We start from the raw sequence: 13252 nt of genomic DNA on the forward strand, positions 1-13252 counted from the left end.
TCTTTGATTCTTAACCTCTCCGCCGTCACGCCGGCAATGCCCCGAGGATAACGGCGGTTGGAGGGATGGCGGCGGCGGCGGTGATGAGCGGGTATGCCGCGCTCAACGTCGCGTAACGCACGCAATTATTACAATATGCAACAATTTGACGCGGAAATGCCTGTACCGGCTTGAATTGCCATGCATGATCGCTAAACCGTCGTTAAGCATAAAGTTTGCGCGGCCAACACACGCAAAGGCAAATTCGGAAACGCTCATGTCCTGGTACAGGCCAAGGAACCTTCTCGCAACGGTTGTGGTGATGGCTCTCGTTGCCGGCGGCGTTCTCGTTGCCCTGCCCTATCTGGTGAGCACGGAGCTGATCCGGGCGCGCCTGATCCAGGAAATCAGCAACTGGACCGGCTACAGCGTCGAGTCCCGCCAGTCGCCGCAAATCGCATTCTTCCCGGTCTTCAGCGCCTCGCTTGGCGATATCACCATACGCAATCCATGGCAGCGTGGCGGCGCCGCCTTCATGGAGGCCGAGCGTATCGAAGTCGACCTGTCGCTGCTTTCGGCATTGATGGGGAATATCGAATTCACCGAAACCAAAATCGTGCGGCCGCGCTTTGTCATCGATGAGCCGATAAAGAGCCTTTCCGAAATTGGCGAAGCGCTGGCTAAGAGCGATGGGCGCATTGGCGATGTCGTGCGCGAGGCACGTTCCGCCGTTGAGGCGAACCCGTCCAAGCCGGATATGAGCACGGTCTCGTCGCAACCATTCGGCCGCGTGCGTCTCGAAGATGCAAGAGTTACCTTCAAGCGGCCCATCAATGGCGTCGAGGAAGAGATATCGAGCATCAGCGGCGTATTCGACTGGCCCCAGACATCCGGCGTTGCAAGCTTCCGGGGTACGGCCATCTGGCACGACGAGGAAACCGAGATCGACAGTTCCGCTACCAAGGCCCTGTTGCTTTTGGCCGGGGGCACCAGCCCGCTGCAGATGAACCTCAGTTCGACACCGTTGACGCTCTCCTTCAACGGATCGGCCAACATATCGAAGGATCAGTTCTTCGAGGGCACCCTGTCACTGACCTCGCCTTCGCTGCGCCGAACGCTCGAATGGTCGAGAATGGTCTCTATCCCCGGCGCGCCGGTTGGCAGTTTCGCGCTCGATGCGTCCGTCTCGGGTTCCGCGTCGCGCATGAAGCTCGACGGCCTGACGGCTACGCTGAACGACAATCCGGCCAAGGGTGTCATCGAGGTTGTGCTTGACGATGGCACGCCGAGTGTCACAGGGACGCTTGCGTTCGAGACTCTCGACCTGCGCTCCGTCTTTTCCGGTTTCATGCCTCTGCCGGACAGCCCGGAAAATTCCAACGCCGTGATCGACACGGCCTTTCTTAAAAAACTCAATCTCGATCTGCGCCTCTCCACGCAGAAGGCGACGCTTGGATCAGTCAACCTCGCCAAGGTTGCCGCAACTGCGCAAATTCGCAACGGCCGGGCAATATTCGACATCGGCGAGGCCTCCGCCTTTGACGGTTCGGTGGCGGCAAGCTTCCAGCTTGCCGATGAAGGCGATGGCGCGACGCTCGGCGAACTGCGCCTCAATGGGACCGACGTCAACAGCGCTTCCATCGCCTCGCTGCTCAGCCTTGGCGATCGCTTCGAACTCGGCAAAGGGACGATTTCGCTGGTGCTCAAGGGTCCGATTTCGCGTTGGTCATCGGCGCTCGCCAACGCCAAGGGAACATTGAGCATGCGCTTTGGCGCCGGCCAAATCCGCAGCCTCGACTTCAACAGCCTGCTCGGCAAGGCCAAGACCGACCGCTTTTTCAGCCTCAACGAACAAACCAATGCCTGGCTGGCATTTGACCGGCTCGAGATCAAGGCCAACATCATGGATGGGGTCGCCGCCATCGACACAGCCCAGATACAAAACAAATCCGGAACCTTGAACTTTGCCGGGATCGTGACTCTGGCCGGCAAGAGCCTTGCGCTGACCGGCGACTACGCCGCGCCAATACCCGCGCCGAAGGCAGCGGAAGGAACCGAGCAGCCAACGCCGGCGGCTGAGCCCGCCGTCAACCATACACGGTTCTTCATCGGTGGATCGTGGGACAATCCCTTCATCTCGCCGATCATCTCGCCGCAGAACTGACTGGATATTGAATAATGCGCATCATCGGTATGGACCATGTTCAATTGGCAATGCCGGTCAACGGCGAAGCGGCTGCTCGCGCTTTCTATGATGGGCTCCTTGGCCTGCGTGAGGTCGCAAAGCCCGCACAGCTCATCTCGCGTGGCGGGTGCTGGTTCCAAGCCGGAACGGTCAAGGTCCATCTCGGCGTAGACCCGAACTTCATCCCGGCAGGCAAGGCCCATCCGGCCTTCGTGGTCGATGATCTGGTATTGCTGCAGCAGAAACTGGAAGCCGCGGGCATTGGGGTTATCGAGGAAGCGCCGCTGGATGGTATTGAACGTCGCTTCGTCCACGATCCATTTGGGAATCGCATTGAGCTAATGCAGTATCGATAAAGCTATGGCTTAAACGTTCTAGTTTCTGGCTGCCGCCTGCTCATCGCGCGCCCGCTGCACTTCGCGCTGCTTGTTGGCAATCGACGCGATGATGACGCCGACGGTCACAATGGCGATGAGGATGGTGCAGGCCGCGTTGATCTCGGGCGTCACACCGAGGCGAACCTGCGAATAGATGCGCATCGGCAGCGTCGTTGCGCCCGGCCCCGATGTGAAGCTCGATATGACGAGATCATCGAGCGACAGGGTGAATGCCAGCATCCAGCCGGACACGACGGCAGGCAGAATGACCGGCAGCGTCACCTTGAAGAAGGTCGTTACCGGTGTCGCCCCAAGGTCCATCGCGGCTTCCTCGAGGGAGCGGTCGAAAGTCACAAGGCGCGATTGAACGACCACCGCCACGAAGCACATGGAAAAGGTGATATGCGCAAGCGTGATCGTCCAGATGCCGCGATCCATGCCAACGGCAACGAAGAGCAAAAGCATCGAAAGGCCGGTGATGACTTCAGGCATGACCAGCGGCGCATAGATCATTGCTGAAAACAGCAGGCGTCCGCGAAACCGCGTGTACCGGGTCATTGCGAGAGCGCCGAGCGTCCCGAGAATGGTGGCGACGGTCGCCGAAAACAGACCGACGCGGATCGTCACCCATGCTGCGTCAATGAAGCTCTGGTTGTGAAAAAGCGAGACGTACCATTTGACCGAAAAGCCGGCCCAGACCGTGACGAGGCGCGATTCGTTGAAGGAGTAAATGACCAGGAGGACGATAGGCAGATAGAGGAAGGCGAAGCCGACGACCAACGAAGCGATGTTGAAGCGGGACCAGGTCGTGTTCATTTCATGTGCCTCATTTCTCGCTTTCCTGGGCTCGCGCCTCGGCGCGCTGGAAGAGCACGATCGGAACGACAAGCAACAGCAGCAATATGACCGCAACGGCTGAAGAGACAGGCCAGTCGCGGTTGGAGAAGAACTCGTTCCACAGCGTCTTGCCGATCATGAGCGTCTGCGAACCGCCGAGAAGGTCGGGAATGACGAACTCGCCCACGGCTGGAATGAAGACCAGGAAGCATCCGGCAATGACGCCGGGAAGCGATAGCGGGAAGGTGATCTTCCAGAAGGCGGCAATCGGCGGGCAGCCAAGATCTTCGGCCGCTTCAACCAGCGAATAGTCCATCTTCTCCAGCGCCGAGTAGATCGGCAGGACGAGGAACGGCAGGTAGGAATAGACGATGCCGATGAAGACGGCGGTGTTGGTGTTGAGAATGTTCAGCGGCGTGTCGATGACATGCGCCCACATCAGGAACTGGTTGAGCAGGCCCTCGGGCTTGAGAATGCCGATCCAGGCATAGACGCGGATGAGGAAGCTCGTCCAGAACGGCAGGATGACCAGCATCAGCAGCGTCGGCCTTACAGTGGCGGGCGCGCGCGCCATGCCATAGGCGATGGGGTAGCCGACGAGCAGTGTGAGGACGGTCGAAACGCCGGCGATGAAGAGGCTGAAGAGATACGCCCTATAGTAGAGTGGGTCCTGCGTCAGCCAGATATAATTATCCCAAGAGAACTTCGAAACGCTGTCCTTGAATGCTGTCCAGCCGGCAGAAAGGTCGAATACCGGCGAATAAGGCGGAATCGCCATCGCAACTTCCGACAGGGAAATCTTGAAGACAATGAAGAACGGAACAAGGAAGAAAACCAGCAGCCAGATATAGGGCACGACAATGACGAGCCGGCTCGCGATTGACGATATCAGTCTTTGCATGACATCGCCCCTTCTCACGCAGTGAGCACGATACCCGCATCGGTATCGAAATTGATCCACACCTTGTCATCGTACCCGAATGGGTCTTCGACCGTCCGCATGGCATTGAGGCTTGCCGCCTTGATGATGCGCCCGCTGTCGAGCTTCACATGGAAGACCGTCATGTCGCCGAAATAGGCGATATCCCACATTTCGCCATAGGCGGAGTTGAACGTGGCGTCGGCAGGCTGCTTGCGGCTGATACGGATTTTCTCCGGCCGGATCGCAAATCCAACCGGCTGCCCAACCGAGCAAGTCTTGGTCGCATCGGTGCGAATCAGCATGTTGTCGGGCGCGACGGCAATTTCGATCTTTCCGTTCGCCACGTTCTCGGTCATGCCTTCGAACATGTTCACATTGCCGATAAAATCCGCGACGAATTTCGAGTTCGGCGCCTCGTATACCTCGGCGGGCGTCGCCACCTGCATGACCTTGCCCTTGTCCATGACCGCAATGCGGTCGGCCATGGTCATCGCCTCTTCCTGATCGTGCGTGACGACCACGAATGTCAGGCCGAGCTTCATCTGCAGGTCCATCAGTTCGAACTGGGTTTCTTCGCGCAGCTTCTTGTCAAGCGCGCCGAGCGGCTCGTCGAGCAACAGGACTTTCGGGCGCTTGGCGACGGCACGCGCGAGGGCGACGCGCTGGCGCTGGCCACCCGATAGTTGGTGCGGCTTGCGCTTGACGAACCGTTCGAGTTTGACGAGCTTGATCATCTCCGCGACGCGCGTGTCGATATCGGCCTTGTTCATGCCGTCCTGCTTCAGGCCGAAGGCGATGTTCGCTTCCACCGTCATATGCGGGAAAAGCGCGTAGGACTGGAACATCATGTTGACGGGCCGCTTGTAGGGTGGGATGCCGCGCATATCCTGGCCGTCAAGAAGAATGCGGCCGGCGGTCGGCTCCTCGAATCCGGCGAGCATGCGCAGCAAGGTAGATTTGCCGCAACCGGAAGCCCCAAGAAGGGCGAAAAATTCCCGGTTGTAGATATTGAGGGACAGGTCATCGACCGCGGTGAAATCGGCAAACTTCTTCGTGACGTTCTCGATGGCGATGAAAGGCTTGGCCTCCGGATCGTTCCAAGGTGCGAATTTACGGCGAAAGCTTCCCAGTGATTTCATGTCCTGCCCCGGTCTCTAATCATAACGTGAAAAACCCCGGCAGGGATGCCGGGGTTTTTTGGAGTTACTGGCCTGTGACCACTTTCGTCCACAAGCGCGTGACGATCCGCTGGGTCTTGGTGTCGTAGGGTGTGACAGTGAAGAGTTTCTTCAAGGTCGCTTCATCCGGATAGACCTCCGGATTTTCGAACACGGCCTTGTCCATCAACGCCTGAGAAGCCTTGTTGCCGTTGGCATAGGAAACGTAGTTGGAGGCCTTGGCGGCGACTTCGGGCTTGAGCATGTAATTGATGAATTCGTGAGCCTCAGCGACGTGCGGCGCATCGGCCGGGACCGCCATCAGGTCGAACCACATCTGCGCACCCTGCGAAGGGATCGTATAGGCAACGTTTACGCCGGCCTTGGCCTCGTCAGCGCGGGTCTTCGCCTGCAGGATGTCGCCGGAATAACCCAGCGCAAGGCAGATATCGCCGTTGGCGAGCGCATTGATATATTCCGAAGAGTGGAACTTGCGCACATAGGGGCGGATGGTTTCAAGCAAGGCGCCGGCCTTTGCAAGTTCATCCGGGTCCTTGCTGTCAGGATTGAGCCCGAGATAGTTGAGAGCAGATGGCATGACATCGGAAGCAGAGTCGAGGATGTGAATGCCGCAATCCTTGAATTTGGCCGCAAGTTCAGGTTTGAACAGGACGTCCCAGCTCGGTTTCTCATCGGAGCCGAGGATTTCCTTCATCTTGTCGGCATTGTAGCCGATGCCGGTCGTGCCCCACATATAGTCGACGGAGTATTCGTTGCCGGGATCATAGGTGGAGATGCGCTGGGTGATCTCGTCCCAGGCGTTGGAAAGGTTGGGCAGTTTCGACTTGTCGAGCTTCTGGAACACGCCAGCAGCGATCTGGCGTTGCAGGAAGTTGGCGGTTGGTACCACGACGTCGTAGCCGGTTCCACCGGCGAGCAGCTTCGTTTCAAGAATCTCGTTGGAGTCGAACGTGTCATAGACGACCTTAATCCCAGTCTCCTTGGTGAATTCTTCAAGGATCGTGGGATCAATATAGTCCGACCAGTTATAGACGTTGACGACGCGGTCCGCGGCCAATGCCGAACTCGCAAGGCCGAGCGCGAGTGTCGCCGTCAACAGTACAGTTTTCATTCCCATTTAGGTCTCCATGCTGCCGGCACGCCATTCCCGCGGCGCGCCGTGTTCCCTTGCTGGACCTACCTTTTTAGATTGCAACTGCTTCGTCAACCGTGTTGCGAAGACTTCGCTGCTTAATTTTGCGCGAGCGTGATTTTTGTGCACGCGCCTGGCATCGGCGCGACGCGTCAGGCTGTCCGAAGATGGCGCTGGCGGCGGTATTCCCAGCCGAGATGCAGCAGCAGCGCCACGAGAATAATAGTGCCGCCGATGATTGTGCGCGGCGAAGGCACTTCATTATGGAGGAGCCAAACCCACACCGGACCAAGGACCGGCTCGAGCGTTCCGATCAGCGCGGCCAGCGCCGACGGGATGAGGCGCGCACCGCTGACGAAGAGTGCGAGCCCGAGGCCAAGATTGATGGCGCCGAGCGCGAAAAGCAGTCCGAAATCGTGGGCGCTGACACGAAACTCGCCTGCCATAGTCGAAGCCACACTTGCAGCGATGACGACGCCGAGGAAAACGGCGGGGGTCATGCGCAGGTGCGCCTTGCGCCGGGTGATCACTGTCGCAGTGGCGAAGGATATGGCGATCAGCAACGCCAGCATGTCGCCGATGGGCGAAACTTCGCCGTCGAGCGAATCCGATACCATGATCGCCACCCCGGCAATGACGGTGCCGATGGCGATCCAGGTTGCAACGCTCACGCGTTCGCGAAACAGCACCCAGGAGATCAGCGCGGCGAACAGAGGAACGCCAGCTTGCAGCAGGAGCACATTGGCAACCGTCGTATAGGAGAGCGCGATGATGAAGCACGACGAGGCGATGGCAAAGCATATAGCGACGCCCACCCCGGCCAAACCCATGTGCCGGAAAAGCCGCAACGTGCCGCGTGGACCGTCGCGCACCAGCATGAAGCACAGGAGAAACAGCGCCGCAAAAACAGATCGCCAGAAAACGACTGTCCAATTGTCGGATACATCAAGGAACCGCGCAAACGCGCCGCCGGTGCTCCAGGCGATCGCCGAGCCTGCAACGAGCAAACAGCCGATCGCGGTCTCCGCCGAACTCTTGACGGGATCGGGCCCAACGACGGGAGGCATAGGAATTGCAGTGGCGCTCATGCGCGGAGAATGCCTAAGCTTTGCGCGCGGTCAAGCTACCAGAGCGACCAGCTATTATCGGTTTTGCGCCATCGCCACATTCATTGAAAATCAAATGCGCTCAGACCCGTCACCATCTCGTCGAGGCCGAGCGGCCGCGTCACCGGCGGTTCGGCGCGCGAGAGGCACGCCACCCGCTCGCACAGCCGGCATGCGGGGCCAACCTGTGTCATGCCGATGAACTTGCCAAGCGGAGCAGCACTGATGCTGCGGTTGCCGAGCGCGCTGCCATAGACCGTATCATCGGCAAACGCGATATCGCAGCCAACGAGAATCGCTGTGCGGCGTGGACGCTCGTTGAAAGCGCCTTGTGGACCCTCCAGCGTGCGGGCAATCGTCAGGAACTCCGCGCCGCCCGGCATCTCGACCGCCTCGACAAGTATTTGACCGGGCTGGGCGAAGGCGGAATGCACCGGAAGTTTCGGGCAATCGCCGCCGAAGCGGGATTGCGGAAAGCCCTGTGATCCGGCCCGGCGGAAACGATTGCCCGCATGGTCGACTTCGAGCATGAAGAAGCCGATGCCGTTTTGGTTCTGCAGCGTCGTCAAACGGTTGGCAGCATGTTCGAACGATACGTTGAAACGCGAGCGCAGGACGTCGATATCATAGCGTGCCCGGGTCGCTGCCGCCTGGAAGAGGTGGTATGGCATCATCAGCGCATGGGCCGCATAGCGCCCGAGTTCGAAGCGCGCGATGCGTTTCGCCTCGTCCGAGGAGAGTTTCAGTTCCTGGATTTCCGCTGCGATCACCACCTGCATGCGCATAAGCACCGCTTCCATCGCCACTTCGCGCAGTTGGTCGAAGGGCGATAGCCGTTCGGAAATGAACAGGCGCTGCGAGTGGCGGTCATAGCGGCGGCGCCAGTTGGGCATGGTGGCGACCGGAAGCACGCGCACGGAAATGCCGTGCTCGCTCTTCAGCCAGCCTTTCAATGCGGCAAGCAGCTCGTCACCGGGTTTGATGAGGCTGACAAAACTGTCGACCTCGCCTTCAATGCGCGGGAAATGGTTGGCGCGCCGCTCCAGAACTTCGCGCACCTCGTTGAGCGGAAGGCGCGTCGCCGAAAGCGAAGGCGCGCGGCCGTCCTGAGCCAAAAGATCGGAGAGGTCGGAAAGCCGCTCCATCTGCTCCTTATAGGCGCGGTAGAGTTTGATGATCCCGGCAGCCGCATTGGGCGCCGCGTCGCTGATCTCGATCAGCTCCTGGTCGCCGGGCAATTCCCCGTTAAGCAGTGAATCGGAAAAGACCTCCTTTAGCGCCGCCATGGAGGAACCGGTCTCCATCTGCAGTGTATCGAGTTCAATCTTGTACGTCGCGGAAAGCTTCAGCAGCAGCTGCACAGTCAGCGGTCGCTGATTGCGCTCGATCAGGTTGAGATAGGATGGCGATATGCCGAGCGCCTCGGCCATGGATGTCTGCGTCAGGCCGCGCTCGTTGCGGATGCGACGGATACGCGGACCCGCAAAGATTTTACCCTCAGCCATCAATGCACCCCCGGCTTGGCATGTTTCCAGAGTGAGCGTGCATTTCCCACTCATTGACAACAATTTACATACGATAGCGTATTACAAGATTTACAATTTTACAATTGGCAGCTGTCAAATTTGCCACAGCCTAACTCGAAATGATGCCCAAATATCGCGATATTTCTTGATCGTACCGCGCTGCAATGTAAATTTAGTCACATCAACGCAGCGTAAGCACATCAGGCTGTGGGACGAAAACTCTTTGTGGAGAAAAGAATGACCGATTTTTACAACCTCGTACCAAACGCTCCGGAGGGCCGCTATGATGGTATCGAACGCCCCTATACGCCTGACGATGTCTTGCGCCTGCGAGGCTCGGTTCAGATCAAACATACTCTTGCTGAAAACGGCGCCAACAGGCTTTGGAAGCTCATCCACGAAGAAGGTTTCGTTAATGCGCTGGGTGCTCTCTCGGGCAATCAGGCAATGCAGATGGTTCGCGCAGGCCTCAAGGCAATTTATCTTTCCGGATGGCAGGTTGCAGCAGATGCAAATACAGCTTCAGCCATGTACCCGGACCAGTCGCTCTATCCGGCCAATGCAGCGCCGGAACTGGCCAAGCGCATAAACAAGACGCTGCAGCGCGCCGACCAGATCGAGACGGCGGAGGGCAAGGGCCTTTCGGTCGAGACCTGGTTTGCACCCATCGTCGCTGACGCAGAGGCGGGTTTCGGCGGTCCGCTCAATGCCTTCGAAATCATGAAGGCGTTCATCGAGGCGGGTGCTGCCGGCGTCCACTACGAGGATCAGCTCGCTTCGGAGAAGAAGTGCGGCCATCTCGGCGGCAAGGTGCTGATCCCGACGGCGGCGCATATCCGCAATCTCAATGCCGCGCGGCTTGCCGCCGACGTCATGGGCACGCCGACGCTGGTCATTGCCCGCACCGATGCGGAAGCCGCGAAGCTTTTGACATCCGATATCGACGAGCGTGATCGTCCGTTCGTGGATTATGATGCGGGGCGGACAGCGGAAGGCTTCTATCAGGTCAAGAATGGCATTGAACCCTGTATCGCCCGGGCGATCGCCTATGCACCGCATGCCGATCTCATCTGGTGCGAGACGTCGAAGCCAGACCTTGAACAGGCAAGGCGCTTTGCCGAAGGCGTGCGCAAGGAGCATCCGGACAAGCTTCTTGCCTATAATTGCTCGCCCTCGTTCAACTGGAAGAAGCATCTCGACGAGGCAACGATCGCAAAGTTCCAGCGGGAACTCGGCGCCATGGGCTACAAGTTCCAGTTCATTACGCTCGCCGGGTTCCACCAGCTCAATTTCGGCATGTTCGAACTCGCCCGTGGCTACAAGGACCGGCAGATGTCGGCCTATTCGGAACTGCAGGAAGCGGAATTTGCCGCCGAGGTCAATGGCTACACCGCTACAAAGCACCAGCGCGAGGTCGGCACCGGCTATTTCGATGCGGTCTCGATGGCAATCACCGGCGGCCAGTCCTCGACGACGGCCATGAAGGAATCGACCGAGACGGCGCAGTTCCGTCCGGCCGCGGAGTAACAACCGACGAGGCGGCCTGGCCCATATATGCCGCCTCGCCCATCCGGCGATCACAAGACCGCCGCTGCAACGCCAAACAAGGAGAAAATCATGGCACCGCAGACACGCGTAAAGGAACGGGCCGAGGAGCAATCATCGGCCATGAATGCAGACCAGCAGGCTGTTATTCGCATGGTCGCAAACGACCTGCACCGCCTCAACCAGTCCGTGATGAAGGCGGTCGATGCCGGCGTATCGGTGGAACTCGTTCGCTCGGCCCGCCATCATGGCGGCGACGGCAACTGGGGTGATCTTCTGATCCCGGTCGTGGTCACGCGCCAATAACTGCAGCCGTGGCCTTCTCGGGCTTCGGTCTGGAGCCCGCACGGCGCAAAGACCGCCCGCAAGCGATTGCGGGCGGTTTTTAGTTTTTCCGCCTTGCAGCGTGAGAGCGAAAGGGTGGATCGTAGGATCAAGAGCCAGGATGACGGCGAGGGTGGTGCGAGGACGACGAGAGGCTCCTTCTTCGACCTTCGTTCAATTTACACGTCCACGGCGAGTGGCCAGACTCAGGGGCGCAACCTCGGGGTCCAGAATGAGCGGCTACGTTTACATCGTCACCAATTCCAGAAGGGGCACGCTCTATATTGGCGTGACGGCGGACCTACCCGGCCGTGTCTATCAACACAGAGAAGGCCTGACGCCGGGATTTGCGTGGACGTATGGCTGCAAGCGGCTTGTCTGGTACGAACAGCATGAACTCATCGTCGATGCCATCCAGAGGGAGAAATCGATGAAGAGGTGGTACCGGGAATGGAAGATACGCTTGATCGAAGGCTTGAACCCGCAGTGGGATGATCTCTACCACACGCTTCGGTAACCGGCACTTCGCGGACCATTCCTCTGCTATCACGCAAATTTCGCACCGCGCCCGCCACCGGTCGTGTGGCGCTCCTTCTATGGTAGACCTGACCCTCCACAAATATATCCAGCCCCTGCCTCCCATCGGCAGGTATTTTGCTCTATCATTTTGGCATCGAAACGAAATCTGGTGATTGATGCCTTCCGAAACCCCTGAGAAGAAGCCCGCGCGGACTACAACACGGCGGCGAACGCCAGCCTATGTCAAATCCAAGCGCGGGGTGAAAAACTGGCGCGAAGCTTCAGAATGGCTGGCCTGGCGGGATATCGAAGACATTGAATGCATTACGCCGGACCAGGCGGGTGTCGCTCGCGGCAAGATGATGCCGTCGAAAAAATTCACATCCAATACCTCGCTCGCCCTGCCCTCCGCCGTGTTCATGGCGACGATCTCCGGCTCCTATCCAGAAGACGGCCACGGTTTTTCCTATCCGGAGGACGACGGCGATCTCAAGCTGATGCCGGACCTTTCGACCCTTTCCGAGGTTCCCTGGGAAAGCGATCCGACGGCGCAGGTCATCTGCGATCTCGTCAACAAGGAGGGCGAGGCCGTCGAGTTCACGCCGCGCAACGTCCTGAAGCGCGTCATGGCCGCCTATAGCAAGAAAGGCCTGAAGCCGGTCGTCGCCCCGGAAATCGAATTCTACCTCGTCCGCAAGAACCCCGATCCCGACTACCCGCTGACCCCGCCGGTCGGCCGGTCCGGCCGCGCCATCGGCGGCGGCCAGGGTTATTCCATCGCCGGCGTCAACGAGTTCGACGAGCTCATCGACGATATCTACCATTTCTCCGAAGGCCAGGGCCTCGAGATTGACACGCTGATCCACGAAGAAGGCGCGGCGCAGCTCGAAATCAACCTGCGCCACGGCGATCCCGTGGAACTTGCCGACCAGGTGTTCATGTTCAAGCGCACCATCCGCGAGGCCGCGCTGAAGCACGACATGTACGCGACCTTCATGGCCAAGCCGATCCAGGGACAGCCGGGCTCGGCCATGCACATCCACCAGTCGATTATCGACAAGAAGACGGGCCGCAATGTCTTCACCAATCCGGATGGCACCGAAAGCGAAGCGTTCCGGCATTTCATTGGCGGCATGCAAAAGCACGTGCCGGCGTCGCTTGTCATGTTCGCGCCTTATGTGAATTCCTACCGGCGTCTTACGCCGGCGGCCTCGGCTCCCGTGAACGTCAAATGGGGTTATGACAACCGCACGACCGCGTTTCGCGTGCCGCGCTCGGACCCCTCGGCGCGCCGCGTCGAGAACCGCATTCCATCATCCGACGCCAATCCCTATCTCGCGCTTGCGGCGTCGCTCGCCTGCGGTCTGATCGGCATGAACAACAGGCTCGAGCCCGACGCACCGGCCTCGACCACGGTCAATGACAGCTTGATCGAACTGCCGCGCGGTCTCATCGAAGCGACAATCCTGTTCGAGCAGGACAAGGACCTGATCGGCATGCTTGGCGAAGCCTTCGTCATAACCTACGCCGCCATCAAGCGCGCCGAGTTCGAGACCTTCATGGAGGTGATCAGCCCGTGGGAGCGCGAATATTTGCTGCTCAACGTTTGACACGAAAATTGC

At 59.1% G+C, this 13252-nt stretch carries 12 protein-coding genes; 6 read left to right on the forward strand and 6 right to left on the reverse strand.

Annotation, left to right across the window (positions count from 1 at the left end):
* Window positions 1-256: 256 nt before the first annotated feature.
* On the forward strand, window positions 257-2143 hold the full coding sequence (locus tag BR48_RS0104735; protein ID WP_027230251.1) for an AsmA-like C-terminal region-containing protein: 1887 nt from the start codon (window positions 257-259) through the stop codon (window positions 2141-2143).
* A gap of 14 nt (window positions 2144-2157) precedes the next feature.
* Window positions 2158-2520 carry a VOC family protein gene (locus tag BR48_RS0104740; RefSeq protein ID WP_027230252.1) on the forward strand — a complete coding sequence of 121 codons (363 nt, stop codon included), beginning with the start codon at window positions 2158-2160 and terminating at the stop codon, window positions 2518-2520.
* A gap of 18 nt (window positions 2521-2538) precedes the next feature.
* Here BR48_RS0104740 and BR48_RS0104745 read toward each other — a convergent pair whose 3' ends face one another.
* The 6 genes from BR48_RS0104745 to BR48_RS0104770 all read right to left on the reverse strand — a co-directional run bounded on the left by BR48_RS0104745 (window position 2539) and on the right by BR48_RS0104770 (window position 9221).
* On the reverse strand, window positions 2539-3357 hold the full coding sequence (locus tag BR48_RS0104745; protein ID WP_027230253.1) for an ABC transporter permease subunit: 819 nt from the start codon (window positions 3355-3357) through the stop codon (window positions 2539-2541).
* Window positions 3358-3367: 10 nt separating this feature from the next.
* Complete coding sequence (locus BR48_RS0104750) at window positions 3368-4279, reverse strand: ABC transporter permease subunit (RefSeq protein ID WP_027230254.1); 912 nt, start codon at window positions 4277-4279, stop codon at window positions 3368-3370.
* Between the two features lie 14 nt (window positions 4280-4293).
* The gene (locus tag BR48_RS0104755; protein WP_027230255.1) at window positions 4294-5439 is read right to left on the reverse strand and encodes an ABC transporter ATP-binding protein; all 1146 of its coding nucleotides are present in this window, start codon (window positions 5437-5439) and stop codon (window positions 4294-4296) included.
* 64 nt (window positions 5440-5503) lie between these two features.
* Window positions 5504-6595: a polyamine ABC transporter substrate-binding protein gene (locus BR48_RS0104760; RefSeq protein WP_175492381.1), complete on the reverse strand. Its 1092-nt coding sequence runs from the start codon at window positions 6593-6595 to the stop codon at window positions 5504-5506.
* Between the two features lie 167 nt (window positions 6596-6762).
* The gene (locus BR48_RS0104765) at window positions 6763-7677 is read right to left on the reverse strand and encodes a DMT family transporter (RefSeq protein WP_027230257.1); all 915 of its coding nucleotides are present in this window, start codon (window positions 7675-7677) and stop codon (window positions 6763-6765) included.
* Between the two features lie 101 nt (window positions 7678-7778).
* Entirely contained in the window at window positions 7779-9221 is a 1443-nt protein-coding gene (locus tag BR48_RS0104770; protein ID WP_027230258.1) for a helix-turn-helix transcriptional regulator, read from the reverse strand.
* A 258-nt stretch (window positions 9222-9479) separates the two neighbouring features.
* On the opposite strand from BR48_RS0104770, the gene aceA reads away from it, so the two are divergent.
* The 4 genes from aceA (at window position 9480) to BR48_RS0104790 (ending at window position 13240) form a co-directional block, all read left to right on the forward strand.
* The gene (gene aceA / locus BR48_RS0104775; RefSeq protein ID WP_027230259.1) at window positions 9480-10769 is read left to right on the forward strand and encodes an isocitrate lyase; all 1290 of its coding nucleotides are present in this window, start codon (window positions 9480-9482) and stop codon (window positions 10767-10769) included.
* A 90-nt stretch (window positions 10770-10859) separates the two neighbouring features.
* Complete coding sequence (locus BR48_RS0104780) at window positions 10860-11093, forward strand: hypothetical protein (RefSeq protein WP_027230260.1); 234 nt, start codon at window positions 10860-10862, stop codon at window positions 11091-11093.
* A gap of 250 nt (window positions 11094-11343) precedes the next feature.
* Window positions 11344-11628 carry a GIY-YIG nuclease family protein gene (locus BR48_RS0104785; RefSeq protein WP_027230261.1) on the forward strand — a complete coding sequence of 95 codons (285 nt, stop codon included), beginning with the start codon at window positions 11344-11346 and terminating at the stop codon, window positions 11626-11628.
* A gap of 178 nt (window positions 11629-11806) precedes the next feature.
* A complete protein-coding gene (locus tag BR48_RS0104790) occupies window positions 11807-13240 on the forward strand; it encodes a glutamine synthetase family protein (RefSeq protein ID WP_027230262.1) in 1434 nt (477 codons plus the stop codon).
* The last annotated feature ends 12 nt before the right edge of the window (window positions 13241-13252 follow it).

Origin of the sequence: Phyllobacterium sp. UNC302MFCol5.2 (genome assembly GCF_000686005.1) — a bacterium.
Lineage (GTDB): Bacteria > Pseudomonadota > Alphaproteobacteria > Rhizobiales > Rhizobiaceae > Phyllobacterium > Phyllobacterium pellucidum.

Bases quoted from the DNA above. Each gene is read 5' to 3' on its own strand.
- BR48_RS0104735 (WP_027230251.1), top strand. From the start codon at position 257: ATGTCCTGGTACAGGCCAAGGAACCTTCTCGCAACGGTTGTGGTGATG.
- BR48_RS0104740 (WP_027230252.1), top strand. From the start codon at position 2,158: ATGCGCATCATCGGTATGGACCATGTTCAATTGGCAATGCCGGTCAAC.
- BR48_RS0104745 (WP_027230253.1), bottom strand. From the start codon at position 3,357: ATGAACACGACCTGGTCCCGCTTCAACATCGCTTCGTTGGTCGTCGGC.
- BR48_RS0104750 (WP_027230254.1), bottom strand. From the start codon at position 4,279: ATGCAAAGACTGATATCGTCAATCGCGAGCCGGCTCGTCATTGTCGTG.
- BR48_RS0104755 (WP_027230255.1), bottom strand. From the start codon at position 5,439: ATGAAATCACTGGGAAGCTTTCGCCGTAAATTCGCACCTTGGAACGAT.
- BR48_RS0104760 (WP_175492381.1), bottom strand. From the start codon at position 6,595: ATGGGAATGAAAACTGTACTGTTGACGGCGACACTCGCGCTCGGCCTT.
- BR48_RS0104765 (WP_027230257.1), bottom strand. From the start codon at position 7,677: ATGCCTCCCGTCGTTGGGCCCGATCCCGTCAAGAGTTCGGCGGAGACC.
- BR48_RS0104770 (WP_027230258.1), bottom strand. From the start codon at position 9,221: ATGGCTGAGGGTAAAATCTTTGCGGGTCCGCGTATCCGTCGCATCCGC.
- aceA (WP_027230259.1), top strand. From the start codon at position 9,480: ATGACCGATTTTTACAACCTCGTACCAAACGCTCCGGAGGGCCGCTAT.
- BR48_RS0104780 (WP_027230260.1), top strand. From the start codon at position 10,860: ATGGCACCGCAGACACGCGTAAAGGAACGGGCCGAGGAGCAATCATCG.
- BR48_RS0104785 (WP_027230261.1), top strand. From the start codon at position 11,344: ATGAGCGGCTACGTTTACATCGTCACCAATTCCAGAAGGGGCACGCTC.
- BR48_RS0104790 (WP_027230262.1), top strand. From the start codon at position 11,807: ATGCCTTCCGAAACCCCTGAGAAGAAGCCCGCGCGGACTACAACACGG.